23 protein-coding genes are annotated in these 26,220 nt (G+C 55.9%); 20 read left to right on the top strand and 3 right to left on the bottom strand.

Annotation, left to right across the window (positions count from 1 at the left end):
• The first annotated feature begins 1 nt into the window (after position 1).
• From rplA to ALP8811_RS12325, 6 genes are all read left to right on the top strand, one after another.
• Complete coding sequence (gene rplA / locus ALP8811_RS12350; RefSeq protein WP_108857579.1) at positions 2-700, top strand: 50S ribosomal protein L1; 699 nt, start codon at positions 2-4, stop codon at positions 698-700.
• 453 nt (positions 701-1,153) lie between these two features.
• Complete coding sequence (gene rplJ, locus ALP8811_RS12345; RefSeq protein WP_108857578.1) at positions 1,154-1,666, top strand: 50S ribosomal protein L10; 513 nt, start codon at positions 1,154-1,156, stop codon at positions 1,664-1,666.
• Positions 1,667-1,735: 69 nt separating this feature from the next.
• The gene (gene rplL / locus ALP8811_RS12340; RefSeq protein ID WP_108857577.1) at positions 1,736-2,110 is read left to right on the top strand and encodes a 50S ribosomal protein L7/L12; all 375 of its coding nucleotides are present in this window, start codon (positions 1,736-1,738) and stop codon (positions 2,108-2,110) included.
• Positions 2,111-2,354: 244 nt separating this feature from the next.
• Positions 2,355-6,491, top strand: coding sequence for a DNA-directed RNA polymerase subunit beta (gene rpoB, locus ALP8811_RS12335; protein WP_108857576.1), 4,137 nt, complete (start codon positions 2,355-2,357; stop codon positions 6,489-6,491).
• Between the two features lie 50 nt (positions 6,492-6,541).
• Positions 6,542-10,798 carry a DNA-directed RNA polymerase subunit beta' gene (gene rpoC, locus ALP8811_RS12330; RefSeq protein ID WP_108857575.1) on the top strand — a complete coding sequence of 1,419 codons (4,257 nt, stop codon included), beginning with the start codon at positions 6,542-6,544 and terminating at the stop codon, positions 10,796-10,798.
• Positions 10,799-10,916: 118 nt separating this feature from the next.
• The gene (locus tag ALP8811_RS12325) at positions 10,917-11,783 is read left to right on the top strand and encodes a DMT family transporter (RefSeq protein ID WP_108857574.1); all 867 of its coding nucleotides are present in this window, start codon (positions 10,917-10,919) and stop codon (positions 11,781-11,783) included.
• 5 nt (positions 11,784-11,788) lie between these two features.
• On the opposite strand, the gene ALP8811_RS12320 is transcribed toward ALP8811_RS12325, so the two are convergent.
• Complete coding sequence (locus tag ALP8811_RS12320) at positions 11,789-12,814, bottom strand: glycosyltransferase family 2 protein (protein WP_108857573.1); 1,026 nt, start codon at positions 12,812-12,814, stop codon at positions 11,789-11,791.
• Positions 12,815-13,150: 336 nt separating this feature from the next.
• On the opposite strand from ALP8811_RS12320, the gene rpsL reads away from it, so the two are divergent.
• The 14 genes from rpsL to ALP8811_RS12250 all read left to right on the top strand — a co-directional run bounded on the left by rpsL (position 13,151) and on the right by ALP8811_RS12250 (position 24,860).
• Positions 13,151-13,522 carry a 30S ribosomal protein S12 gene (gene rpsL / locus ALP8811_RS12315; protein ID WP_008182915.1) on the top strand — a complete coding sequence of 124 codons (372 nt, stop codon included), beginning with the start codon at positions 13,151-13,153 and terminating at the stop codon, positions 13,520-13,522.
• A 12-nt stretch (positions 13,523-13,534) separates the two neighbouring features.
• Positions 13,535-14,005, top strand: coding sequence for a 30S ribosomal protein S7 (gene rpsG / locus ALP8811_RS12310; RefSeq protein ID WP_108857572.1), 471 nt, complete (start codon positions 13,535-13,537; stop codon positions 14,003-14,005).
• A gap of 21 nt (positions 14,006-14,026) precedes the next feature.
• Entirely contained in the window at positions 14,027-16,144 is a 2,118-nt protein-coding gene (fusA, locus tag ALP8811_RS12305; protein ID WP_108857571.1) for an elongation factor G, read from the top strand.
• A 15-nt stretch (positions 16,145-16,159) separates the two neighbouring features.
• Positions 16,160-16,939, top strand: coding sequence for a sulfotransferase family 2 domain-containing protein (locus ALP8811_RS12300; protein WP_108857570.1), 780 nt, complete (start codon positions 16,160-16,162; stop codon positions 16,937-16,939).
• Complete coding sequence (gene tuf, locus ALP8811_RS12295) at positions 16,855-18,030, top strand: elongation factor Tu (RefSeq protein WP_108857569.1); 1,176 nt, start codon at positions 16,855-16,857, stop codon at positions 18,028-18,030. Before ALP8811_RS12300 ends, tuf begins: the two co-directional genes overlap by 85 nt.
• 376 nt (positions 18,031-18,406) lie before the next feature.
• Positions 18,407-19,045: an outer membrane beta-barrel protein gene (locus ALP8811_RS12290; RefSeq protein ID WP_146184024.1), complete on the top strand. Its 639-nt coding sequence runs from the start codon at positions 18,407-18,409 to the stop codon at positions 19,043-19,045.
• 432 nt (positions 19,046-19,477) lie between these two features.
• Positions 19,478-19,684: a cold-shock protein gene (locus tag ALP8811_RS12285; protein WP_108857567.1), complete on the top strand. Its 207-nt coding sequence runs from the start codon at positions 19,478-19,480 to the stop codon at positions 19,682-19,684.
• Between the two features lie 242 nt (positions 19,685-19,926).
• A complete protein-coding gene (gene rpsJ / locus ALP8811_RS12280) occupies positions 19,927-20,235 on the top strand; it encodes a 30S ribosomal protein S10 (RefSeq protein ID WP_108857566.1) in 309 nt (102 codons plus the stop codon).
• 14 nt (positions 20,236-20,249) lie between these two features.
• Positions 20,250-20,975: a 50S ribosomal protein L3 gene (rplC, locus tag ALP8811_RS12275; RefSeq protein WP_108857565.1), complete on the top strand. Its 726-nt coding sequence runs from the start codon at positions 20,250-20,252 to the stop codon at positions 20,973-20,975.
• Entirely contained in the window at positions 20,972-21,589 is a 618-nt protein-coding gene (rplD, locus tag ALP8811_RS12270) for a 50S ribosomal protein L4 (protein WP_108857564.1), read from the top strand. Before rplC ends, rplD begins: the two co-directional genes overlap by 4 nt.
• Complete coding sequence (locus ALP8811_RS12265) at positions 21,586-21,882, top strand: 50S ribosomal protein L23 (protein WP_108857563.1); 297 nt, start codon at positions 21,586-21,588, stop codon at positions 21,880-21,882. The genes rplD and ALP8811_RS12265 overlap by 4 nt, the downstream gene beginning before the upstream one ends.
• A gap of 138 nt (positions 21,883-22,020) precedes the next feature.
• The gene (locus ALP8811_RS12260; protein ID WP_108857562.1) at positions 22,021-22,974 is read left to right on the top strand and encodes a glycosyltransferase family 2 protein; all 954 of its coding nucleotides are present in this window, start codon (positions 22,021-22,023) and stop codon (positions 22,972-22,974) included.
• A 120-nt stretch (positions 22,975-23,094) separates the two neighbouring features.
• Entirely contained in the window at positions 23,095-24,054 is a 960-nt protein-coding gene (locus ALP8811_RS12255) for a glycosyltransferase family 2 protein (RefSeq protein WP_108857561.1), read from the top strand.
• Between the two features lie 95 nt (positions 24,055-24,149).
• Entirely contained in the window at positions 24,150-24,860 is a 711-nt protein-coding gene (locus tag ALP8811_RS12250; protein WP_108857560.1) for a L,D-transpeptidase, read from the top strand.
• 65 nt (positions 24,861-24,925) lie between these two features.
• On the opposite strand, the gene ALP8811_RS12245 is transcribed toward ALP8811_RS12250, so the two are convergent.
• Positions 24,926-25,204, bottom strand: a complete 279-nt coding sequence (locus tag ALP8811_RS12245; RefSeq protein ID WP_108857559.1) for a hypothetical protein — start codon at positions 25,202-25,204, stop codon at positions 24,926-24,928.
• Positions 25,205-25,317: 113 nt separating this feature from the next.
• Positions 25,318-26,136 (bottom strand): DUF2189 domain-containing protein, encoded by an 819-nt coding sequence (locus ALP8811_RS12240; RefSeq protein ID WP_108857558.1) that lies wholly within the window; start codon positions 26,134-26,136, stop codon positions 25,318-25,320.
• Positions 26,137-26,220: the final 84 nt, after the last annotated feature.

Raw genomic sequence — 26,220 nt, 5'->3', positions numbered from 1 at the left:
GATGGCAAAACTGGGTAAACGTACCGCTGCCGCACGCGAAGCCTTCGCCGGCAAAGACAACCTGACCGTTGAAGAGGCTGTTGCACTGGTTAAGGGCAACGCCAAAGCAAAGTTCGATGAAACCATCGAGATTGCACTGGCTCTGGGTGTTGACACCCGTCACGCCGACCAGATGGTCCGTGGCGTAATCGGCCTGCCGAACGGCACCGGCAAAACCATGCGCGTTGCTGTTTTCGCTCGCGGCCCGAAAGCTGAAGAAGCTCAGGCTGCTGGTGCAGACATCGTGGGCGCCGAAGACCTGATGGAAACCATTCAGGGCGGCACCATCGAGTTTGATCGCTGCATCGCCACTCCGGACATGATGCCCGTTGTTGGTCGCCTGGGTAAAGTTCTGGGCCCGCGCAACCTGATGCCGAACCCGAAGGTTGGCACCGTGACCATGGACGTCAAGGCAGCTGTTGAAGCAGCCAAGGGCGGCGAAGTTCAGTTCAAAGCTGAAAAAGGTGGCGTGGTTCACGCTGGCCTGGGCAAAGCCTCGTTCGACGAAGCCAAGCTGGTTGAAAACGTGCGCGCCTTCGTGGAAGCCGTTCAGAAAGCCAAGCCCTCGGGCGCCAAAGGCACCTACATGAAAAAGATCTCGCTGAGCTCGACCATGGGGCCGGGCGTGACGCTGGACGTGGAGAACGCCACCGGCAACTGAGCTTTTTCAGTCTGAATTAAAGAAAAGGGCGCTCCAACCGGGCGCCCTTTTTTGCTGTGATTTGTGTGTAAATTTTGAGAAGCCCGATTTCTGTGGTAGTGTTGCGGGAATGGGCAGCCGGTGTTTCTTGACCGAGCGCCCTGTTAGGGGTTGGAAAACCTCTTCAAACGTCCTAAAGAGACCAAGCAGCTCAGCGTGCGATTCGTCGTGCGCTGTTTTGCGTTTCGTCCGAGACGGTGGGTGACGCCGGTGGGCCAAGCTGAAAAGCGACCGCGCACAAGTGTCATAATTCCTGCCTGAGATGGGAAATGAACAAAAGAATTCCCGCGGCCGCTTGGCCTTGGGGCGATTTTGCGAAGGACCCTTATCGCGGACCCGATTGCCGGGTTTTCCTAGAAAACTTGGTAAAATATGAGCCGGAGGGGTCAAACCCTCCATACTTGGAGTGAAACTGTGGATAGAGCACAAAAAGAAAAAGTGGTCGAGGAACTCGGCCAGATCTTTGAAAGCTCTGGCGTCGTTGTGGTTGCCCACTACGCCGGTCTCACGGTTGCTGAAATGCAGGACCTGCGTTCGCAAATGCGCGAAGCCGGTGGGTCTGTACGCGTTGCCAAGAACAAGCTCGCCAAAATCGCCCTTGAAGGTAAGCCGGCCGCTTCGATCGCCGACTATCTGACGGGTATGACCGTTCTTGCCTATTCCGAAGATCCTGTGGCTGCGGCCAAGGTCATGGATGCATATGCCAAGACCAACGACAAGTTGGACATTCTTGGTGGTGCAATGGGCGAGGATGCTCTGGACAAGGCTGGTGTTAAAGCCGTTGCCGCTATGCCGTCGCGTGAAGAGCTTATTGCTTCGATCGCTGGCTGTATTGGCGCACCTGCTTCGAACATCGCTGGGGCCATTGGCGCGCCTGCTTCGAACATCGCATCCATCTTGTCTACTGTTGAAGACAAGGCTGCTTAAGCAATCTGAGGCCAGCGGAGCGGAATATCACTCTACGTTGGAACACATCTAAATACGGAAAGAAGTCAAATGGCTGATCTGAAGAAACTTGCAGAAGAGATCGTGGGTCTGACCCTTCTCGAAGCACAAGAACTGAAAACCATCCTCAAAGACGAGTATGGCATCGAGCCCGCAGCTGGCGGCGCAGTTGTAATGGCAGCAGGCGGCGACGCCGGCGGCGCAGCAGCTGAAGAGAAAACCGAATTCGACGTCGTTCTGAAGAACGCCGGCGCTTCGAAAATCAACGTGATCAAAGAAGTTCGCGGTCTGACCGGTCTTGGCCTGAAAGAAGCCAAAGAACTGGTTGAAGCCGGCGGCAAGATCAAAGAAGGCGTGTCGAAAGACGAAGCTGAAGACGTAAAAGGCAAGCTGGAAGCAGCTGGCGCAGAAGTCGAACTGGCTTAAGCTTTACGCTTTTGGGCCCTCGGTGGCCTGCAAAATCAAGGCTGGGCCCGGAGAAATCCGGGTCCAGCCGAACCTGTCTTGAAGAGGGCCTGAACGCAGGCCTTGTTCTGGGAAAGGTTCAATGGATCGGGAGGGAACCCTTGGGCGGGTTTCCATGAATTGGTTCGAACCCCCGTCTCGGACGAGGTGTCGCCGGCGACCCAACGGTTGGCGCCTCAGTTGAGAAATGAAAGGTAAATACCTTATGGCGCAGACCTATCTTGGCCAGAAACGCTTGCGTAAGTATTACGGCAAAATCCGTGAAGTTCTGGAAATGCCGAACCTGATCGAGGTTCAGAAAAGCTCGTATGATCTTTTCCTGAATTCTGGCGATCAGCTTGAACCGATGGACGGCGAAGGCATTAATGCCGTGTTTCAGTCGGTCTTTCCGATCAAAGATTTTAATGAAACCTCGATCCTCGAGTTCGTAAAATACGAGCTGGAAGAACCTAAATTCGACGTTGAAGAATGCCAACAGCGCGACCTGACTTATTCGGCTCCGCTGAAGGTCACCTTGCGTCTGATCGTGTTTGATGTGGACGAAGATACTGGCGCGAAGTCGGTAAAAGACATCAAAGAACAAGACGTATTCATGGGCGACATGCCCCTGATGACGCCGAACGGTACGTTCGTCGTAAACGGCACCGAGCGCGTGATTGTATCGCAGATGCACCGTTCGCCGGGCGTGTTCTTTGACCACGACAAAGGCAAGACGCATTCGTCAGGCAAACTTCTGTTCGCCTGCCGCATCATTCCGTACCGTGGTTCGTGGTTGGACTTCGAGTTTGACGCTAAAGACATCGTCTTTGCCCGTATCGACCGCCGCCGCAAGCTGCCTGTAACCACCCTGCTGTATGCACTGGGTCTGGACCAGGAAGCGATCTGTGATGCGTACTATAACACCGTTCAGTACAAGCTGAAGAAGAACAAAGGTTGGGTCACCAAGTTCTTCCCCGAGCGTGTTGCCGGCACCCGTCCGACACAAGATCTGATCGACGCCAAAACCGGTGAAGTGATTGCCGAAGCCGGCAAGAAAGTCACCCCGCGCGCCGTCAAGAAGTTGATGGAAACTGGTGAAGTAACTGATCTTCTGGTGCCGTTTGACAGCATCGTTGGTCGTTATGTCGCCAAGGACATCATCAACGAAGAAAACGGCGCAATCTATGTCGAAGCTGGTGACGAGCTGACGCTTGAGCACGACAAAGATGGCGAGTTGATCGGCGGATCGCTGAAAGAGCTGATGGATGCGGGTATCACCGACATCCCGGTTCTGGACATCGACAACGTCAACTATGGTCCTTACATCCGCAACACGATGGCGGCTGACAAGAACATGGGCCGCGACACCGCGCTGATGGACATCTACCGCGTCATGCGCCCGGGCGAGCCGCCCACGGTTGAAGCTGCGTCGAACCTGTTCGACACGCTGTTCTTCGACAGTGAGCGTTATGACCTGTCGGCTGTTGGTCGCGTGAAGATGAACATGCGTCTGGCTCTGGATGCGGAAGACACGCAGCGCACCTTGCGTCGCGAAGACATCATCGCCTGTATCAAGGCGCTGGTCGATCTGCGTGATGGCCGTGGCGATGTCGACGACATTGACCACCTGGGCAACCGTCGTGTGCGTTCCGTTGGCGAGCTGATGGAAAACCAGTACCGCGTTGGCCTGCTTCGCATGGAGCGCGCGATCAAGGAACGTATGTCCTCGGTCGAGATTGACACCGTGATGCCGCAGGACCTGATCAACGCGAAACCGGCTGCTGCCGCAGTTCGCGAGTTCTTCGGTTCGTCGCAGCTGTCGCAGTTCATGGACCAAACCAACCCGCTGTCGGAAGTCACCCACAAACGCCGCCTGTCGGCGCTTGGGCCGGGTGGTCTGACTCGCGAACGTGCTGGCTTCGAGGTGCGTGACGTTCACGCCACTCACTATGGCCGTATGTGTCCGATTGAAACGCCGGAAGGGCCGAACATTGGTCTGATCAACTCGCTGGCCACTTTTGCCCGCGTGAACAAATACGGCTTCATCGAAACGCCCTATCGTAAGGTTGTGGACGGCAAGGTCACTGACGAAGTGAACTATATGTCCGCCACCGAAGAGATGCGTCACACCGTGGCTCAGGCCAACGCGCATCTGGACGAAGATGGTCGGTTTGAAAACGATCTGGTGAACACCCGTCAGTCGGGCGAATACACCATGGCAATGCGCGAAAACGTTGACCTGATCGACGTGTCGCCCAAGCAGCTGGTTTCGGTTGCTGCATCGCTGATCCCGTTCCTTGAAAACGACGATGCTAACCGCGCTCTGATGGGCTCGAACATGCAACGTCAGGCTGTTCCGCTTCTGCGGGCTGAGGCTCCGTTTGTCGGCACCGGTATCGAAGGCAAGGTTGCCATCGACTCGGGCGCTGCCATCCAAGCCAAGCGCGGCGGTGTGATCGACCAAGTGGACGCTACACGTATCGTTGTGCGCGCCACCGAAGACCTTGGTCTGGGTGACGCGGGCGTAGACATCTACCGTCTGCGCAAGTTCCAGCGTTCGAACCAGAACACCTGCATCAACCAACGTCCGTTGGTGAAAGTAGGTCAGAAGGTTTCCAAAGGCGAAGTTGTTGCTGACGGTCCGTCGACAGATATGGGCGAACTGGCTTTGGGTAAAAACGTGGTCGTCGCGTTCATGCCTTGGAACGGCTACAACTACGAAGACTCGATCCTGATCTCGGAACGTATTGCGCGTGACGACGTCTTCACTTCGGTTCACATCGAAGAGTTTGAAGTCGCTGCTCGTGACACCAAGCTTGGGCCGGAAGAAATCACTCGCGATATTCCGAACGTCGGTGAAGAGGCGCTGCGCAACCTCGATGAGGCTGGCGTTGTGTACATCGGTGCGGACGTCGAACCGGGCGATATTCTGGTCGGTAAGATCACTCCGAAAGGAGAAAGCCCGATGACGCCGGAAGAAAAGCTTCTGCGCGCCATCTTCGGTGAAAAAGCTTCGGACGTGCGCGATACCTCGCTGCGTGTGAAGCCGGGTGACTTCGGTACTGTTGTTGAGGTCCGCGTCTTCAACCGCCACGGCGTTGAAAAAGACGAACGTGCCCTTCAGATCGAGCGCGAAGAGGTCGAAAGCCTTGCCCGCGACCGTGATGACGAGCTGCACATTCTGGAGCGCAACACATATGCCCGTCTGAAGGACATGATCCTGGGCAAAGCTGCTGTAAAAGGCCCGAAAGGCGTGAAAGCCGGCTCGACCATCTCGGAAGAGCTGCTGGAAGGTCTGTCGCGCGGTCAGTGGTGGCAACTGGCGCTTGAGGACGAAGACGATGCGAAAATCGTTGAAGCCCTGAACGAACAGTTCGAAGCTCAGAAACGTGCTCTGGATGCGCGCTTTGAAGACAAGGTCGAAAAAGTCCGTCGTGGCGACGATCTGCCGCCGGGTGTGATGAAGATGGTTAAAGTCTTCGTTGCCGTGAAGCGTAAGCTTCAGCCGGGCGACAAGATGGCCGGTCGTCACGGGAACAAAGGTGTTATTTCCAAGGTTGTACCGATGGAAGACATGCCGTTCCTGGCCGATGGTACTCCGGTTGACTTCTGTCTGAACCCGCTGGGCGTGCCCTCGCGTATGAACGTTGGTCAGATCCTTGAAACCCACATGGGTTGGGCCGCGCGCGGTCTGGGTCTGAACATTGACGAAGCTCTGGGTGAATACCGCCGTTCCGGCGATCTGACCCCGGTTCGCGAAGCCATGCGCATCGCCTATGGCGACGATGTCTATGAAGAAGGCATCTCGGGCATGGACGAGGACGAGCTTGTGGATGCAGCTGGCAATGTGACCCGCGGTGTTCCGATCGCGACTCCGGTCTTTGACGGCGCCAAAGAGGCTGACGTAAACGACGCGCTGACGCGTGCCGGTTTCGACACCTCGGGTCAGTCGGTTCTGTTTGACGGTCGTACCGGTGAACAGTTCTCGCGCGAAGTCACTGTCGGCGTGAAGTACCTGCTGAAACTGCACCACCTTGTGGACGACAAAATCCACGCACGTTCGACTGGTCCGTACTCGCTTGTTACGCAGCAGCCGCTGGGTGGTAAGGCGCAGTTCGGTGGTCAGCGCTTCGGTGAGATGGAAGTCTGGGCCTTGGAAGCATATGGCGCGGCATACACGCTGCAAGAGATGCTTACCGTCAAGTCGGATGACGTTGCTGGCCGTACCAAAGTGTACGAGAGCATCGTCAAAGGCGAGGACAACTTCGAAGCCGGCGTGCCGGAATCGTTCAACGTTCTTGTCAAAGAAGTCCGCGGCCTCGGCCTCAACATGGAACTCCTGGATGCGGAGGGCGAGGAGTAAGGCGCCTGCCTTACCCCTCCCACCCTTCCCCTGATTAAAGGAAACGCAAAATGAACCAGGAACTGACAACAAACCCGTTCAACCCGCTGGCCGCTCCGAAGGTCTTTGATGAAATCAAAGTCTCGCTCGCCAGCCCGGAACGGATCCTTTCGTGGTCCTATGGCGAGATCAAAAAGCCCGAGACCATCAACTATCGTACCTTCAAGCCCGAGCGTGACGGCCTGTTCTGTGCCCGTATCTTTGGCCCGGTCAAAGACTACGAATGTCTGTGCGGCAAATATAAGCGCATGAAGTATCGCGGCGTTGTCTGCGAGAAATGTGGTGTTGAAGTTACCCTTCAGAAAGTACGCCGCGAGCGTATGGGCCATATCGAGCTGGCAGCCCCTGTCGCTCACATCTGGTTCCTGAAGTCGCTGCCGTCGCGCATCGGCCTCATGCTGGACATGACCCTGCGTGATCTGGAACGCATCCTGTACTTCGAAAACTACGTTGTGATCGAGCCGGGCCTGACGGACCTTCAGTATGGTCAGCTGATGACCGAAGAAGAGTTCATGGACGCCCAGGATACGTTCGGCATGGACGCCTTCACCGCCAATATCGGTGCTGAAGCCATCCGCGAAATGCTGGCCGCGATTGATCTGGAAGCCGAAGCCGAGCAGCTGCGCGCTGATCTGGCCGAAGCCACCGGTGAACTGAAGCCCAAGAAGATCATCAAGCGTTTGAAGATCGTAGAGTCGTTCATTGAATCGGGCAACCGCCCGGAATGGATGATCCTGACCGTGATCCCCGTGATCCCGCCAGAGCTGCGCCCGCTGGTGCCGCTGGACGGTGGCCGTTTCGCGACCTCGGATCTGAACGATCTGTATCGCCGCGTGATCAACCGGAACAACCGTCTGAAGCGTCTGATCGAGCTGCGCGCCCCTGACATCATCGTCCGCAACGAAAAGCGGATGCTGCAGGAATCCGTGGATGCTCTGTTCGACAATGGCCGTCGTGGCCGCGTAATCACCGGCGCCAACAAGCGTCCGCTGAAATCGCTGTCGGACATGCTGAAAGGTAAGCAGGGTCGCTTCCGTCAAAACCTTTTGGGTAAGCGCGTCGACTTCTCGGGTCGTTCGGTCATTGTGACCGGCCCGGAACTGAAGCTGCACCAATGTGGTCTGCCGAAGAAGATGGCGCTCGAGCTGTTCAAGCCGTTCATCTATTCGCGTCTTGAAGCCAAAGGCCTGTCTTCCACCGTGAAGCAAGCCAAGAAACTGGTGGAAAAAGAGCGTCCCGAAGTTTGGGATATCTTGGACGAAGTGATCCGCGAACACCCGGTCATGCTGAACCGTGCACCTACGCTGCACCGTCTTGGCATTCAGGCGTTCGAACCGGTTCTGATCGAAGGTAAAGCTATTCAGCTGCATCCGCTTGTCTGTTCGGCGTTCAACGCTGACTTCGACGGTGACCAGATGGCTGTTCACGTGCCGCTCTCGCTGGAAGCCCAGCTGGAAGCCCGTGTCCTGATGATGTCGACGAACAACGTTCTGTCGCCCGCAAACGGCGCACCGATCATCGTTCCGTCGCAGGATATGATCTTGGGTCTGTACTACATCTCGATGGAACGCGAAGGCATGAAGGGTGAAGGCATGGTCTTCTCCGACGTGGACGAAGTGATCCACGCTTTGGACGCTGGCGAAGTGCATCTGCACGCCAAAGTTCAGGCGCGTCTGCCTCAGGTAGACGAAGAGGGTAACACCGTCATGGTTCGCTTTGAAACCACGCCGGGCCGTATCCGTCTGGGCGCGCTTCTGCCGCAGAACAACAAGGCGCCGTTCGCTCTGGTGAACCGTCTTCTGCGTAAGAAAGAAGTGCAGCAGGTCATCGACACCGTCTATCGTTATTGCGGTCAGAAAGAGTCGGTTATCTTCTGTGACCAGATCATGTCGATGGGCTTCAAAGAAGCGTTCAAGGCTGGCATCTCGTTCGGTAAGGACGACATGGTTATTCCGGACTCCAAGTGGCCGATCGTGGATGAAACCCGCAATCAGGTTAAAGGGTTCGAACAGCAGTACATGGACGGCCTGATCACCTTGGGCGAGAAGTACAACAAAGTTGTCGATGCTTGGTCGAAATGTAACGACAAAGTCACCGACGCTATGATGGACACCATCTCGTCCAACAAGCGCGCTGAAGATGGCTCGGAAATGGAACCGAACTCGGTTTACATGATGGCCCACTCGGGTGCGCGTGGCTCGGTTACGCAGATGAAACAGCTGGGCGGCATGCGCGGCCTGATGGCCAAACCTTCGGGCGAGATTATCGAAACACCGATTATCTCGAACTTTAAAGAAGGTCTGACCGTGCTTGAGTACTTCAACTCGACCCACGGTGCCCGTAAGGGTCTGTCGGATACCGCTCTGAAAACCGCGAACTCGGGTTACCTGACCCGTCGTCTGGTTGACGTGGCACAGGATTGCATCGTTCGCGAGCAGGACTGTGGCACCGAAAACTCGATCACGGCTGAAGCTGCTGTGAACGACGGTGAAGTTGTCGCCTCGTTGGCCGAACGTATTCTGGGTCGCGTTGCTGCTGAAGATGTACTGGTTCCGGGCACAGAAGAAGTTCTGGTCGCCAAGAACGAGATCATCGACGAACGCAAAGCTGATGCTGTGGAAGATGCTGGCCATACCGCCATCCGCATCCGCAGCCCGCTGACCTGTGAAAGCGAAGAAGGCGTCTGCGCCAACTGCTATGGTCGTGACCTGGCCCGCGGTACCAAGGTGAACATCGGTGAAGCTGTCGGCATTATTGCTGCACAGTCGATCGGTGAACCCGGCACGCAGCTGACCATGCGTACGTTCCACATTGGTGGTGTTGCGCAAGGTGGCCAGCAGTCGTTCCAAGAAGCCAACCAAGAAGGCAAGATCGAGTATCGCAATGCGACGGTGCTTGAGAACCGTGACGGCGAGATCGTCGTTATGGGCCGCAACATGGTTATGGCGATCATGGGCGACAACGGTGAAGAGCGTGCGTCGTTCAAAATCGGCTACGGTTCGAAACTGTTCGTCAAAGACGGTGCTGATGTGGCCCGCGGCGACAAGCTGTTCGAATGGGACCCGTTCACACTGCCGATGATTGCTGAAAAGGACGGTAAGGTTAAGTTCGTCGACCTGATCAGCGGTATCTCGGTGCGTGACGAAACCGATGACGCAACTGGTATGACACAGAAGATCGTGTCGGACTGGCGTTCGGCGCCGAAAGGCAACGAGCTGAAGCCCGAAGTGATCTTGGTGGCTGAAGATGGCGAACCGGTCCGCAATGATGCGGGCAACCCGGTGACCTACACCATGTCCGTGGACGCCATTTTGTCGGTCGAGGAAAGCTCGGACGTCAAAGCTGGTGACGTTATTGCGCGTATCCCGCGTGAAGGCGCCAAGACCAAGGACATTACCGGTGGTCTGCCACGTGTTGCTGAACTCTTTGAAGCGCGTCGTCCGAAAGATCACGCAATCATCGCTGAAATCGATGGTTATGTGCGCTTCGGCCGCGACTATAAGAACAAGCGTCGCATCTCGATCGAGCCTGCGGATGAGTCGATGGAAACCGTGGAATACATGGTGCCCAAAGGCAAACACATCCCAGTTGCAGAAGGGGACTTCATCCAGAAGGGTGAATACCTGATGGACGGTAACCCGGCACCGCATGACATCCTGTCCATTATGGGTGTTGAAGCTCTGGCCGATTACATGATCGACGAAGTTCAGGACGTTTATCGTCTGCAGGGCGTGAAGATCAACGACAAGCACATCGAAGTGATCGTTCGCCAGATGCTGCAGAAGTGGGAGATCTTGGACTCGGGTGAAACCACACTGCTGAAAGGCGAACACGTGGATAAGGCCGAGTTCATGGCCGCGAACGAAAAAGCCGCCGCCGAAGGGCGTCGTCTGGCCTCGGCCGAGCCGATCCTTCTGGGGATCACCAAGGCTTCGCTGCAGACCCGTTCGTTCATCTCGGCTGCGTCGTTCCAGGAAACCACCCGCGTTCTGACCGAGGCTTCGGTTCAGGGTAAGCGCGACAAGCTGGTTGGCCTGAAAGAGAACGTGATCGTGGGTCGTCTGATCCCGGCCGGTACTGGTGGGGCAACCCAGCAGGTTCGCGCCATCGCGCAGAAGCGCGACCAGAAGGTGATCGAAGAAGCCCGCGCCGAGGCCGAGGCAGCCGCCGCTTTGGCTGCTCCGGTCGAGGACGTGTTCGGCGATGCGCCCGAAGACGATCTGGGTCTGGTCGAAACCCCCGAAATGGGTGGCGGCGAACAGCCCTGATCAGCGCTGACATAAGATTTGGAAAGCCCCGCCTCGTGCGGGGTTTTTCTTTTTTGGCTTGGCCTGTTTGGGAAACGCTGATTAGGTGGCTGAACGCTTTCAAGGACATTTCCCGATCATGCCTTCGGACAATTTCAAAGCAGCTGCGCTGATGACCGGTTCGATGGCCGGCTACACGTTCAACGACGCCTGTATGAAAGTGTTGTCGGCAACGATGCCGCTTGAGCAGGCAGTGTTCTTGCGCGGTGTTGTGACCTGTGTGCTGCTTTATGTTTTGGGGCGTTATCTGGGAACGATGCGCTTCAACCTGTCTAGGCGGGAATGGAAGCTGATCGGACTGCGCTGCGTCGGAGAAATGGGGGCAACTTATTGCTTTCTTACGGCGCTGTTTCACATGCCCATCGCCAATGTCACGGCGATCTTACAGGTGTTGCCGCTGGTGATTGCTCTCGCTGCTTGGGCGTTTCTGTCCGAACCATTAGGCTGGCGGCGTCTGGCAGCCATCGGCGTCGGGTTCGTCGGCGTGCTTCTAATCATCCAACCCGGCGCGGGGTTCTCGGTCTGGTCGCTTTATGCGCTGGCCGCGGTTGTGTTCATCACCTTCCGCGATCTGGTGGTGCGAAAGCTGTCGCCCGAAACGCCCTCGATGACCGTGGCGATCATGGCGGCGATCTCGATCACCATCGGATTTGGCGTGGCGTCAGTTGGCGTGGAATGGGCCCCGGTTGATGGTCTGTCGGCGTCGATGCTGACTTTGGCCGCTTTTTTCATCTTCTTGGGCTATCTCTTCTCGGTCATGGTGATGCGGGTGGGCGACATCGCATTTGCCGCGCCATTCCGCTATACGGGCCTTCTGTGGGCGCTGGTTCTTGGGCTGGTATTGTTCAATGAATGGCCAAACGATCTGACTTTGATCGGTGCAGCGATCGTTGTGGGAACCGGCCTTTTCACTCTGTTTCGCGAACGTAAAGCGGCGCGACAGTAATCACGCTAGGCCGACTGGTCCCGCGGCTCGGGCTTGGGAAGGCTTTGGGCCATATCCTTGTGATATACAAAGCGCGGATCCAAGCGGTGATCATCTTCGCGTTTGGCACACATCGCTTTCACCAGATCGGCGCAGCATAGATGGTGCAGCCGTAGCACGCCCGGGATGGCAACAAGCTTGGCATATTCCGTATCGAAGCGATCCTTGAATGCCAGCGTGGAGGGGTTCGCGACACTGACGTGATTGAACCGGTCGAAGAAATCATCCGTATAGCGATTGACCGACCCGGCGGAACCGGGGCTTCCCTTCTTGAAGGTGAACTGTTCTTTCGTTTGCAGGATATAGTGGTTCAGATGCGCAACTTTATGGGTGATCAGTTTGTGGTGTGATCCGTTCAAAGCATTCTTGGTTGGATGGTAATCCTCGAACCAACTTTCGTCCGAGAAGACCCAGTGATTGCTGCCGGTGTCCCACGATCCCTCACCACGCCAAAATTTCGGCGCGTGCGAGCGCAGGCGCCCAAACTCCAACGGCTTGTAGACGAAGCTTTTGACGCAGTTGTTCTGGCGGGCCTTTTCTGGCGCACTTTTCAGGAAACGCTGGTGGACAAAGCGGTCTTCCCATTGATCCTCGTCCCCTGTGCCGTAAACCAGCCAGTGAATGGACATTCCGCGAAACCGGTCTTCCGCACCATTTCCGATCAGCTCGTCAATGGTTCCATTTCCTTTGCGGATCACCAGATACTCGTCCACATCACAGGAAAACATCCAGTCGCATTGCTTCAGAAACGGATGCGAGCGCGCCGCCTTATAGGCGGACCCCAAAGGGGTTTCATTGGGTTGGGGGTGATGACGCTTTGCAGCCAGAATGTCGTGACGTTCGAGTAGCCGTAAAAGCTGCGGCATCCGATCAGTGCAATCGTTGTGCATGATCAGGAATTTCTCGAACCCGAGCATCCGGTTCCAAGCCAACCATTCCAGTACGAACGCGCCTTCGTTTCGCATGCAGGCCAGCAATAAGGTGCCCTTCATCTGAAACTCCCGGTATTGGACAATCGGCTTTCGGCAGCCTACAAGGGGGCCAGCCGCGCCGCAATGCAGAGGGCCCGCTGTTGACAGTACCAGCGACTCCCTCTATACGCGCGAGCATCCAGCTGGGTTTAACCCGGCTATCCAAGAATTGAGGGATCAAGTTCGGGCTACTTTGAAGCGCCGATCCTCTGTGAACCAACCGCGACGTTTGCCTCGGAATGGAAACGCTCGCGGGTTTTCGTTTTGTGGGTTGTCACAATCCTGAAACGCGAAACAGATTTAACCGCGTGGGGGTTTCCCTGCGTAGACTGAGTTGAGAAACGGGAAAAGAGCCCTATGCCAACGATCCAACAGCTGATCCGCAAGCCGCGTCAGCCCAAAGTCAAGCGTTCCAAGTCGCAGCACCTGGAATCTTGCCCCCAAAAGCGCGGTGTATGTACCCGCGTTTACACCACGACCCCTAAAAAGCCGAACTCGGCTATGCGTAAAGTTGCGAAGGTTCGCCTGACCAACGGCTTCGAGGTCATCTCCTACATCCCCGGTGAAAGCCACAACCTTCAGGAGCACTCTGTGGTTCTGATCCGTGGCGGTCGTGTAAAAGACCTTCCGGGTGTCCGTTACCACATCCTGCGTGGTGTGTTGGATACCCAGGGCGTCAAAGACCGTAAGCAACGTCGTTCGAAATACGGCGCCAAGCGTCCGAAGTAAGGAGAGTCAGATATGTCTCGTCGTCACGCCGCTGAGAAGCGCCAGGTCCTGCCCGATGCCAAGTTTGGTGATCTGGTTCTGACCAAATTCATGAACAACCTGATGATCGATGGTAAAAAATCGGTTGCAGAGAAAATCGTCTACAACGCCTTTGATCGCGTTGAAGAAAAAATCAAGCGTGCCCCCGTGGAAGTGTTCCACGAAGCGCTTGATAACATTAAGCCTTCTGTTGAAGTTCGCTCGCGCCGTGTGGGTGGTGCCACCTATCAGGTGCCGGTCGAAGTTCGCCCCGAGCGTCGCGAAGCTCTGGCAATCCGCTGGCTGATCACCGCTGCGCGCAAGCGCAACGAGAACACCATGGAAGAACGTCTTGCAGGCGAACTTCTGGATGCTGTGAACTCGCGCGGTACTGCCGTTAAGAAACGCGAAGACACTCACAAAATGGCCGACGCGAACAAAGCGTTCAGCCATTACCGCTGGTAACGCCAAGGAAGGACGAACACCATGGCACGCGAATATCCGCTCGAGCTGTACCGCAACTTCGGTATTATGGCTCACATCGACGCAGGTAAAACCACCTGCTCCGAGCGTATCCTGTACTACACCGGCAAATCCCACAACATCGGTGAGGTGCACGATGGTGCAGCCACCATGGACTGGATGGAGCAGGAGCAGGAACGCGGGATCACCATCACCTCGGCTGCGACGACCACCTTCTGGGAACGCACCGAAGACGGTGAAACCGCTCAGACGCCTAAGCACCGCATGAACATCATCGACACTCCCGGCCACGTTGACTTCACCATTGAAGTTGAGCGTTCGCTGGCGGTTCTCGATGGTGCTGTTTGTGTTCTTGACGCCAACGCTGGTGTTGAGCCCCAGACCGAAACCGTGTGGCGTCAGGCTGACCGCTACAAGGTTCCGCGTATGGTGTTCGTCAACAAGATGGACAAAATCGGCGCTGACTTCTTCAACTGTGTTGCAATGATCGAAGACCGTACTGGCGCCCGCGCTGTACCGGTTGGCATTCCGATCGGTGCTGAAACCGAGCTGGAAGGTCTGATCGACCTGGTGAACATGGAAGAATGGCTGTGGCAGGGTGAAGACCTTGGTGCATCGTGGATTCGTGTTCCGATCCGCGAAAGCCTGCAGGACATGGCCAACGAGTGGCGCGAGAAGATGATCGAAGCCGCCGTCGAACAAGACGACGACGCCATGGAAGCCTATCTGGAAGGCAACGAGCCTGACGTCCCAACCCTGCGCGCACTACTGCGTAAGGGTACTCTGGCGCTGGACTTCGTTCCGGTTCTGGGTGGTTCGGCCTTCAAAAACAAAGGTGTTCAGCCGCTTCTGAACGCTGTGATCGACTATCTGCCCAGCCCGCTGGACGTTGTTGATTACATGGGCTTCAAGCCGGGCGACGAGAACGAAGAGCGTAACATCGCACGTCGTGCTGATGACGACATGGCCTTCTCGGCTCTGGCGTTCAAAATCATGAACGACCCCTTCGTTGGCTCGCTGACCTTTACCCGCGTTTACTCGGGTGTCCTGAACAAAGGCGACACGCTTTTGAACTCGACCAAAGGTAAGAAAGAGCGCGTTGGCCGTATGATGATGATGCACTCGAACGATCGTGAAGAAATCACGGAAGCGTTCGCTGGCGACATTATCGCTCTGGCTGGTCTGAAAGACACCACCACTGGCGACACGATCTGTGCCGTTAACGATCCGGTGGTTCTGGAAACCATGACTTTCCCTGATCCCGTCATCGAGATCGCGGTCGAGCCGAAAACCAAGGCTGACCAAGAGAAGATGTCGCAAGGTCTGGGCCGTCTGGCTGCTGAAGACCCCTCGTTCCGTGTGGAAACTGACATCGAAAGCGGTCAGACCATCATGAAGGGCATGGGCGAACTTCACCTGGACATCCTGGTGGACCGTCTGAAGCGCGAATTCAAAGTGGAAGCCAACATTGGTGCGCCGCAGGTTGCTTATCGCGAGACCATCTCGAAGGCGATCGAGCACACCTACACCCACAAGAAACAGTCGGGTGGTTCGGGTCAGTACGCTGAAGTCAAAATGGAAATCATGCCGACTGAAGCGGGCGAAGGCTATTCGTTCGAAAGCCGCATCGTTGGTGGTGCTGTTCCGAAGGAATACATCCCCGGTGTTGAAAAAGGCATCAACTCGGTTATGGATAGCGGCCCCTTGGCTGGCTTCCCCGTGATCGACTTCAAGGTTGCCTTGAACGACGGTAAGTTCCACGACGTTGACTCGTCGGTTCTGGCCTTCGAAATCGCTGCACGTATGTGTATGCGCGAAGGTATGCGTTTGGCTGGCGCCAAGCTGCTTGAGCCGATCATGAAAGTGGAAGTGATCACGCCCGAGGAATACACCGGTGGTATCATCGGCGATTTGACCTCGCGTCGCGGTCAGGTGTCGGGTCAAGAGCCGCGCGGCAACGCTGTGGCAATTGACGCCAACGTACCGCTGGCCAACATGTTCGGCTACATCAACACGCTGCGCTCGATGTCTTCGGGCCGTGCGCAGTTCACGATGCAGTTCTCGCATTACGATCCGGTTCCGCAGAACATCTCGGATGAAATTCAGGCGAAATTCGCCTAATTCGAGGTCGCTTCGATGTATTTGGAACGCTCAAATATTCTCTATGCCTCGGTGCCGAAATGCGCCTGTTCGGCATTGAAAGCCTTCTGTGTGAAGGTGGAGTATGGAAAGCCTTTCAAAGAAACCGAGCTTGCAAAGGACGGTAAAACTCTGCACGGGGTCGTCGACTCCGTGCCGTTTCGGAAGCTGAAAAATCAAGGGCAAAAAGACGCCTGGAAGTTTGCAGTTGTCCGCCATCCTGTGGACCGTGTTGTGTCCTGCTATGAATCTAAGGTGCTAGATAAGCCTGAGAAACTACAGCAGCGGCGCGCGCAACTAGAAAAGAAAGGACTCAGCCTGACGCCCGATTTGGCTGAGTTCGTTGACCGACTTGAAGATTATCAATCCGCAAGCAACGTCATCAGAAAACACTCGCTGCCGTTGGACTATTTTCTGGGGGATAACCCGGAGTATTTCGACCGCATTTACAATTTTTCAGAGATTGCCGAAGTGCCGGTTGCGATCAACGAGCGCGCTGGAACTGAGGTCGAACTTCTGAAAAGTAAAAACGCCTATGTAAAGCGTTTGCCGTCGGGTGCTGTGACAGAAGAGCTTTGCCGGAAGATCCTCGAGAAATACCGGTCAGATATCGAAATATTCGGACCATATCTCGGTCCGAGCAAATTTGCGGTTGCGAATGAGTGCACCGTGATCACTAAAAGGAGGCCATCATGGCTAAGGAAAAGTTTGAACGCGGTAAACCGCACGTTAACATCGGCACGATCGGTCACGTTGACCACGGCAAGACGACGCTGACGGCTGCTATCACCAAATTCTTTGGTGACTTCAAAGCATACGACGAGATCGACGGTGCGCCGGAAGAGAAAGCTCGCGGCATCACCATCTCGACTGCTCACGTTGAGTACGAGACCGAGAACCGTCACTATGCGCACGTTGACTGCCCCGGCCACGCCGACTACGTCAAGAACATGATCACCGGTGCGGCCCAGATGGACGGCGGCATTCTGGTTGTGAACGCAGCTGATGGCCCCATGCCTCAGACCCGCGAGCACATCCTGCTGGCCCGTCAGGTTGGCGTTCCTGCACTGGTTGTTTTCATGAACAAAGTTGACCAGGTAGACGACGAAGAGCTGCTCGAGCTGGTTGAGATGGAAGTTCGTGAACTGATGAACGAATACGACTTCCCGGGCGACGACATGCCGATCATCGCGGGTTCCGCGCTGGCCGCCATGGAAGGCCGTGACAACGCAATCGGTGAAGACAAAATCCGCGAGCTGATGGCTGCTGTGGACGAGTACATCCCGACCCCGGATCGTCCGGTTGACGGCGACTTCCTGCTGCCGATCGAAGACGTGTTCTCGATCTCGGGCCGCGGTACTGTTGTGACCGGCCGTGTTGAGCGTGGCGTAGTGAATGTTGGCGACACCATCGAGATCGTTGGTATCAAAGACACTCAGACCACCACCTGTACCGGTGTTGAAATGTTCCGCAAGCTGCTTGATCGCGGTGAAGCAGGCGACAACGTTGGCGTTCTGCTGCGCGGTATCGACCGTGAAGCTGTTGAGCGTGGCCAGGTTCTGTGTAAGCCGGGTTCGGTTAACCCGCACACCAAGTTCGAAGCCGAGGTCTATATCCTGACCAAGGAAGAGGGCGGCCGTCACACGCCGTTCTTCGCGAACTACCGTCCGCAGTTCTACTTCCGTACCACCGACGTGACCGGTACTGTTGAGCTGCCTGCTGGCACCGAAATGGTCATGCCGGGCGACAACCTGAAGTTCAACGTTGAACTGATCGCTCCGATCGCCATGGAAGAGAAGCTGCGCTTCGCTATCCGTGAAGGCGGCCGTACCGTTGGTTCGGGTGTTGTCTCGAAGATCATCGACTAAGAACGCCCAGCGTTCTTAGGGCGAGAGCCTAGAGATACAGAAGATATGAAAAGGCCTCCCGTAGGGGAGGCCTTTTTTGTACGACGTCTATGGTATCGAGACGCGCCTCAAACATGTGCCGAAGATCATCAAGTCAGAACGCTCGGCGTTCTGACAGTGACAGGTGAGACGGCGGCTCCAAGCCACCGCGAGCTTAGGGGCGCAGAAGATAGGTAAGGGACGCACGAACGAACCCCTGTTTTGCGTTAGGGGGGATCTGTTCCTCCTGAAGTGAGTGTTGAAACTGCATCATCACAAAGGTCACCTCTAAGTGAGGCCTAGATTGGTGTTGATGGGTTCCGCTATGAAAGATTACTAACTCAAAAGTATACGAAATTTGGCCGCACTTTCTGCTGGCGGGAAAAAAGAAGGGCTGACTATGGGAATTCAATCAAAAGCTATCGCTGCCGCGATCGGCATAGCGTGTGCGACGAGTGCAGCTCAGGCCGAAGGCTATTGGGGTGTCGCGTTGGATGTTTCCAAAGCAACCTCCGAGGTCCCCTCGTTTGGCAATTATGAGCATGACAAAATCGTGCCGGGTATCGCGGTTGTGCTGGGGAACCGCATCAACAGTGGAAATTTCTTCTACGGTTACGAAGCAAGCGCATCGATCACATTGAATGGTGACTTCGACGAGTGTTCGGGTTTCAATCCGGCGCCCGCTTTGTGCAAACAGGCCGCCAACCTGCGCGTGGTGGGTGTCGTCGGTCAGCAAATGGGCGAGTATGACGTCTATGGCAAGCTTGGCTACGGGGCTGTCTTTGGTGATTTTGCGGTTTCCCCTTTCAGTGTCGACAGCGGGAACGTCAAAGGTCTTACCATCGGGCTTGGTACGAGCCGCCAGTTGAATGACGCAACCAAGCTGTTTGGCGAAGTCATCTATGACGCATATCGCAATAGCGGCGGCCAGCCTGGTGGATATGTAAGCAACTATGACAGTATCAACCTTCGCCTGGGCGTGATGCGCTCGTTCTGATCCTGCGGACAGACTATACTGGGCGCTCAGTTCGTCGATATCTCATGCAACCCGCCTAACTGGCGGGTTGTGTCCTTTCGGGGGCCATAGATAGAGAAGCCGTGACGAGCGTGGGCCGGATATCAGTGCGCAATGACGCAATGCTGATGTGTTGTTCCGCAGCGGATTGAGGGGCGCTGATTCTATAGAATTCGCCCCTATTCCTTGGAAATGCGCCGATTGCCTACCTGATTTCCGCGAAAAACTGCCAAAAACACCTCATTCTAAAGAAACCTATTGCAATTTGCGCCCCAGCCCCCCATTTGCCGGGTGCTAACGTTTTTCTTTTTCGACCAACTGTCTCCTACAATGGCATTCAGTCTTTCGATCCAGACCGACCTCGCCAGGCCGCTGCACTTCCGCGAGCGGCAACTTAATTAGGAGACTACGGATATGGCCAATGGCACCGTAAAATGGTTCAACTCTACTAAAGGCTTCGGCTTCATCGCACCTGAAACTGGCGGCAAAGACGTGTTTGTACACATCTCGGCTGTTGAGCGTTCGGGCCTGACCGGTCTGGCTGACGACCAAAAAGTAACATTCGACGTTGAAGCTGGCCGTGACGGTCGCGAGTCGGCTGTGAACATCGAACTGGCATAAGCCTTTTCGAATACAGTTTTGAAACGCGGTTCTCATCCGAGAGCCGCGTTTTGCATTTCAGGGTGAAAGTGGGTTTACCCCCTTGCCACATGGTCTATCGCCCTGTACTACGCGCGAGTTCGCTCGGCGAATTTATTAGCGGGATTCGGTCCCGCTTTTTGAATTTGTCCGGGGTTCGACGAGGGCAGGGGGAATGAGCTTCCTGTCGTCCTATCAACTCTCTGCCTGAAAGGGCGAATGCTATGACCAGTCAAAACATTCGTATCCGTCTTAAGGCGTTTGACTATCGTGTGCTGGATGCGTCCACACAAGAGATCGTCAACACTGCCAAACGGACCGGTGCAAACGTTCGCGGCCCCATCCCGCTGCCGAACAAGATCGAGAAGTTCACGGTTCTCCGTGGTCCTCACATCGACAAGAAATCCCGCGACCAGTTCGAGATCCGCACGCACAAGCGTCTGCTCGACATCGTCGACCCGACCCCGCAGACCGTGGACGCGCTGATGAAGCTCGACCTGGCTGCTGGCGTTGACGTCCAGATCTCGGTCTAAGGAGGGTATCACAGATGCGCTCTGGTATTATCGCGAAAAAAGTGGGCATGACCCGCTTGTTCATGGAAGACGGCAAGCAGATCCCTGTGACCGTTCTTCAACTGGAAAACCTGCAGGTTGTTGCCAACCGCACCGAAGAGACCGACGGTTACACCGCCGTTCAGCTGGGTGCTGGTGAAGCAAAAGCAAAACGCACTTCGAAGCCGATGCGCGGCTACTTCGCCAAAGCTGGCGTTGCCCCTAAGCGCAAGATGGTGGAATTCCGCGTTCCTGCTGAAAACCTGATCGCCGTTGGCGAAGAGATCTCGGCCGAGCACTATGTTGAAGGTCAGAAGGTCGACGTTGCAGGCACTTCGATTGGTAAAGGCTTTGCCGGTGCCATGAAGCGTCACAACTTCGGCGGTCTGCGCGCGACACACGGTGTTTCGATCAGCCACCGTTCGCACGGTTCGACTGGTCAGTGTCAGGATCCCGGTAAGGTTTTCAAAGGCAAGAAAATGGCCGGCCACATGGGTTCGGTTCGTGTGACCACTCAAAACCTGGAAGTCGTGAAGACCGACGCCGATCGCGGCCTGGTATTCATCAAGGGCGCTGTCCCTGGCTCGAAAGGTGGCTGGGTCACCGTGAAAGACGCCGTGAAGAAGAAGCTGCCCGAGAACGTTCCGTTCCCGGCTGCTCTGAAATCGGCTGCAACCGAAGCACCGGCTGAAGAAGCCCCTGCGGAAGGTGGTGAAGCATGAAACTTGATGTAATCAAACTTGACGGCAAAAAAGCCGGTTCGGTCGATCTGGACGAGGCCCTGTTCGGTCTTGAGCCGCGCGCCGATATCCTGCACCGTATGGTCCGCTGGCAGCGCAGTAATGCGCAAGCTGGTACCCACAAGGTGAAAACACGGTCGGAAGTTAAATACTCGACCAAGAAGATCTATCGCCAAAAAGGCACCGGTGGCGCACGTCACGGCGCCCGTTCGGCACCGATCTTCCGTGGTGGTGGTGTTTATAAAGGCCCGGTTGTTCGCAGCCACGGCCATGACCTGACCAAAAAATTCCGTAAACTGGGTCTGAAGCACGCCCTGTCCGCCAAAGCGCAAGCTGGCGAACTGGTTGTGATCGACACCGCTGACGCTGACGGCAAAACCGCTGTTCTGGCTAAAGCTGTGAAGGATCTGGGTTGGAAACGCGCTCTGGTTATCGACGGTGCCGAAGTGAACGAAAAGTTCGCTATGGCGGCTCGTAACATCGAAGGTCTGGACATCCTGCCGTCGATGGGCGCCAACGTCTATGACATCCTCAAGCGTGACACTCTGGTGCTCACCAAAGCAGGTGTCGAAGCTCTGGAGGCTCGCCTGAAATGACCGATAAAGCTGCACTCTACGACGTGATCCGCAAGCCGATCATCACCGAGAAAGCCACCATGGCTTCGGAGAACGGCGCCGTGGTTTTCGAAGTCGCAATCGACTCGAACAAGCCGCAGATCAAGGAAGCTGTTGAAACCCTGTTTGGCGTGAAGGTGAAAGCCGTCAACACGACCATCACCAAGGGTAAAGTCAAGCGTTTCCGTGGTCAGCTTGGTAAGCGTAAAGACGTCAAAAAAGCCTATGTAACCCTGGAAGAGGGTAACACGATCGACGTATCGACCGGTCTTTGATCGTCGGCTTGACGTGAAATCAGAAAGCCCCTGCCGCAAGGTGGGGGCTTTTTTCGTTTTTGGATAGAGTTGGTGTTGGGTCGCCGTGCGCTCTAGGGTAGAACGCGGCAGGTACACCAAGAGCAGGACTGACATAAGATGTTGACCGCTGATTTTCGCGATGAAATTGCCAAGGATGACAGTATCGATAGCTTCTCGGTCATACTCTGCGCGCGTGAAAGTTTGCCGGTGTTGCGCGTATTCGTAGAGCATTACCAGCGCGCCGGAGCCGAACAGATATTTCTGTATATCGACGATACAAAAGAAGTCTCAGACGCCGTGGCTGAAGGGCTAAAGCCTTACGCGTTTGTGACGGTTAAGGGATGCGACGAAGCCTTCTGGAAAGAGGTCTATCCAGATGAGGACGTGCCCTCGCTTCAGCAAAAACAGTTTGCGCTTCGCGATGGCGCGATTGCGCTGAACAAGTCTGACTGGCTGTTCTTTTGTGACGCGGATGAATTCATTGCCGGCGACCGACCAATTGGGATGGCGTTGGCCCAACTTCCCGAAAGCTTCCCGGGGGTGCGACTGCAAAACTCCGAAGCAGTTTGGGGGCCAGATGACGATATCTCGCAGCCATTTGGCTGCACGTACGAACGCTTTCGGTTTTCGCGTAAACAGCGGCGTACCAAAATTGTGCCAATGCTGGTTTACGGCAAAGACTGGCGTGAGATGGTTAAGGGCACCGCAGGGCATTCTCTGGGTAAGCACTTTTTGCGTCGGGGGGCGTATCCCGAAGACTCAAATAGCCATTATTCGAAATTTGATGGGAAACGTATTCCCTACTTCCCCAGTGAGATCTGCGAACAACACAATTGGCGCGTGGTGCATTTTGATGCAATCAGCTTGGAGCGCTGGCAAGAGAAATGGGGGGGGCGACTTTCGGGACGCACCAACAATGGCAATCTAGGGGATTCGCGTATCGGCCAGGGTCAGGCGGCTGACCGCGCATTTCAAACGGGAAAGTCACAGAATTTGTTTCGCCGCTACTATAAGGTAAACACTTGGCAGAAGTTCATGTTGATGCGGTTGGGACTGCTGCGCAAAACCTAACACTGATCGAAGACGACTTGAGTGCGGTAAGCCCATCACTTTGGGGTGGGACGGTGTTGGAATTTGGGTACTACGTCGCTAGAGGTCCTGTAAGTAGATGTATAATGCGTGGAAACGAACATGTGGCGCACAGATTTTCGGGATGATGCTTTGACCGACGAAAAGATCGACAGCTTTTCCATCTGCAGTCTGGTGCGAGAAACGCTCCCAATCCTTCAAAGGTTCGTAGACCACCACCAACGCGCAGGCGTTGAGCATATCTTTCTGTATTTCGATGGCACCGAAGAAGAAACCCGTACGGTGCAAGAGGCCTTTCAACAGGACGATTCTGTCAGTGTTGAATGCTGCGACAGTAGCTATTGGGCAAAGATGTACCCGGACAGCTCTCAGCTTGATCTAGGGGACAAGCAAATCGGAGCGTTTCGGAATGGGATGACGCGGAACAAATCAGACTGGATGCTGATCTGTGATGCGGACGAGTTCGTTACTTCAGACAAACCTCTCGGCGCGGCGCTTGCGCAGTTGCCCAAGGAATTTAGCGGTGTGCGCATTCGCAACACGGAAGCCGTCTGGGGTACCGGTGACGATATCCATGAAGAATTTGGCTGCGGCTACGAGAGGCACCCTTTTCCCATCGGGTTCTGGGGCCGCACGGTCCTGCCACTTTTGGTATACGGGCGTGACTGGCTTTTGATCCGGCGCGGCGTGACCGGTTTTATGTCCGGGAAGCACCTAGTGCGCAGAGGGATGATCCCCGACAAGATGACCAGTCACTTTTCTTGGTTCAACGGGAAGAAAGTCAGCTTCATGCCTCAGGACATCGCGAAGGATGCCAATCTTCGCATCGTTCATTTTGACTCGATTGGGTATAAGCGTTGGGAATCCAAGTGGGCCACGCGCATTTCCGGGCGAACCATCCCACGCACGAAATCTCCGATGCGGTTGAAGCAATGGTCCATGATCGAACACGCCCTGAATTCAGGGCAGGGCGAGGGGCTCTTCCGGCGCATGAGTGCTTTGAACCGGTGGCAACAGTTCATTCTGAACCGTCTCGGTCTGCTCACCCGGATCGAGAAATAGGGCGCGAACATACGCGGTTTTGACTCGTTTTACCTGACACCGTAGGTAGTGTGGGATTGTTCGACGAGTGATTCATTCTGATACGAGGACTGCCAATGTTAACCCGCCGCCATTTCGTCATCACGACGGCCACGCTGTTTTCCGGCCCAATTGCTTCGCCTGTGTTTGCGCAAGAGAACTCAGCGCCTGACGTGGCTCCTGAACCCGTTGCTCCTGCTGCGCCGGTCGCGGTCAAACGCCGCCCGGTGTCGAACCCAGCGATGTGGAACAGCTATGACGCGCGCGTGACGCCCGTTGACTACAATCCGATAACGTCCAACCCGTGGGGTCTGAAGCCACGCCTGCTGCCACGTATCGTGCAGGCCAATGACGGGCTGAAGCCGGGTGATATCCATGTCGATGCGGTCGCGCGGTATCTCTATCACATTCGTGGTGACGGTACGGCGATGCGCTATGGCGTTGCGATCGGTCGCAGCGGGCTGTACGAGCCCGGCACCTACACCGTTGGCCGCAAGACCAAGTGGCCGACCTGGACGCCGACCAAAGACATGATCGAGCGCGAGCCGCACAAGTACAAGAAGTACGAGGACGGCATGGACGGCGGTCCGTCGAACCCGTTGGGATCGCGCGCGCTGTATCTGTACGAGGGCCGCCGCGACACATATCTGCGCATCCATGGCTCGCCGCAGCCGCGGTCGATCGGCTCGCGCGCCAGCTCGGGCTGCGTACGCATGGTCATGGCCCATATCATCGGGCTGTACGAACAGGTCGAGACCGGCGTGACCGCGCATCTTTATCCGGCCTGATCCGGATCCCATAAACGAAAACGGGCGGCCCCATCTGGCCGCCCGTTTCTGTTTTCAGGTTGCGATCAAGCTTCGCGCTTGATGCAAATTGCGCGCCCCTTTTTGTTGCGCAGCGGGATATAGGTCGTCTCGACCGGGCCGTTGTGGCGATACATCAAACAGCCATCGCGGGCATCAATCCGGATGTCACTTGTATCCTGCCCTGGCGCAACGGTCGCGGCCACTTCTGGGGGCAGGGTTGCCTGCGTTTTCAGGTTCGGATCCATGTTCGCCACGCCCGAGGGCGTTACACAGCCCGACAGCCCAAACGCGGCGACGCCTGCCAGAATAACTAGGTTCTTCATTACACTCTTCCCAAAGTTTTGTTGGCGAGAGGATGGGGGATTTTGAGGCGGAAGGGAAGGGGGGACTAGGTCAGTAAGCCTTGAGGGGCAAAGGAATAGTGGACCTGCCTAGATCATGCTTCCGCTGTTGATACGGCTCGCTGATAGAGGTGCCATGTGGTGTGGCCAAGGATCGGTAGAGTGAAGATCAAGCCAAGAAATGCCAGAGCCAGCGACAACAGCATGGTGACCGAGATGATCGCCGCCCAAGTGAGCATGGTCACCGGGTTCTCCGTGACGACGCGGACAGACGTCAACATCGCGGTCACGAAATCAATCTCGCGATCAAGCAGCATGGGCATGGCGACGACAGTGACCGAGAACAGGACCGCCGACAGTATAGCGCCCGCACCCGTGCCAATCGCAAGGAAGGTCCAGCCCTCGGGTGTGAAGAACACTGCGTTCAAGAACCCGTCAAAGCTCGAGAACGACGCATCCTGCATGATGATCGCCAGCCAAAGCCGGATTTGGTACATCCACACCCAGAAGACGAAGAGGGTGACAAATGCCATCCAGCCCATCTCGCGTTTACTTTGACGCGCCATGACGGTCAGGATGTCTGACCAGCTGAAGCTTTCGCCCTTCTGCAATCGGCGGGACATTTCATATAGCCCGGCGGCGGCGAAGGGTGCGACCAGCGGAAAGCCGACCATGGCGGGAATGATCATCCAGATTTTGCCAAGCCAGACCAAGCACCAAACAAACAGAATTCCGAAAACTGCATAGAACAGGCCGAAGAAGCTGCTCATAACAGGTCGCGCCAGAAAGTCGGAAAACCCAGCCTTCAGGGACGCGGTAATATCGCTTGCGGTCACTGTGTTGACCTCGATCGCGGCCTGCTGATGCGGCGTTGGATGATCCGGTGGTGTGGTGTCTGTGGTTTTGGATGTCATAGCGCACTCCTCCCAAAGCAGGGCTCCGCGCTGACCGCCTTTCGGTAGGTCCGGCTGCGATACGGAACCCCCTTGTGTGTATAC

This window comes from Aliiroseovarius pelagivivens, from assembly GCF_900302485.1.
In the GTDB taxonomy this organism is placed as follows: Bacteria; Pseudomonadota; Alphaproteobacteria; order Rhodobacterales; family Rhodobacteraceae; genus Aliiroseovarius; species Aliiroseovarius pelagivivens.
This window is presented reverse-complemented; position numbering and strand designations above follow the sequence as displayed.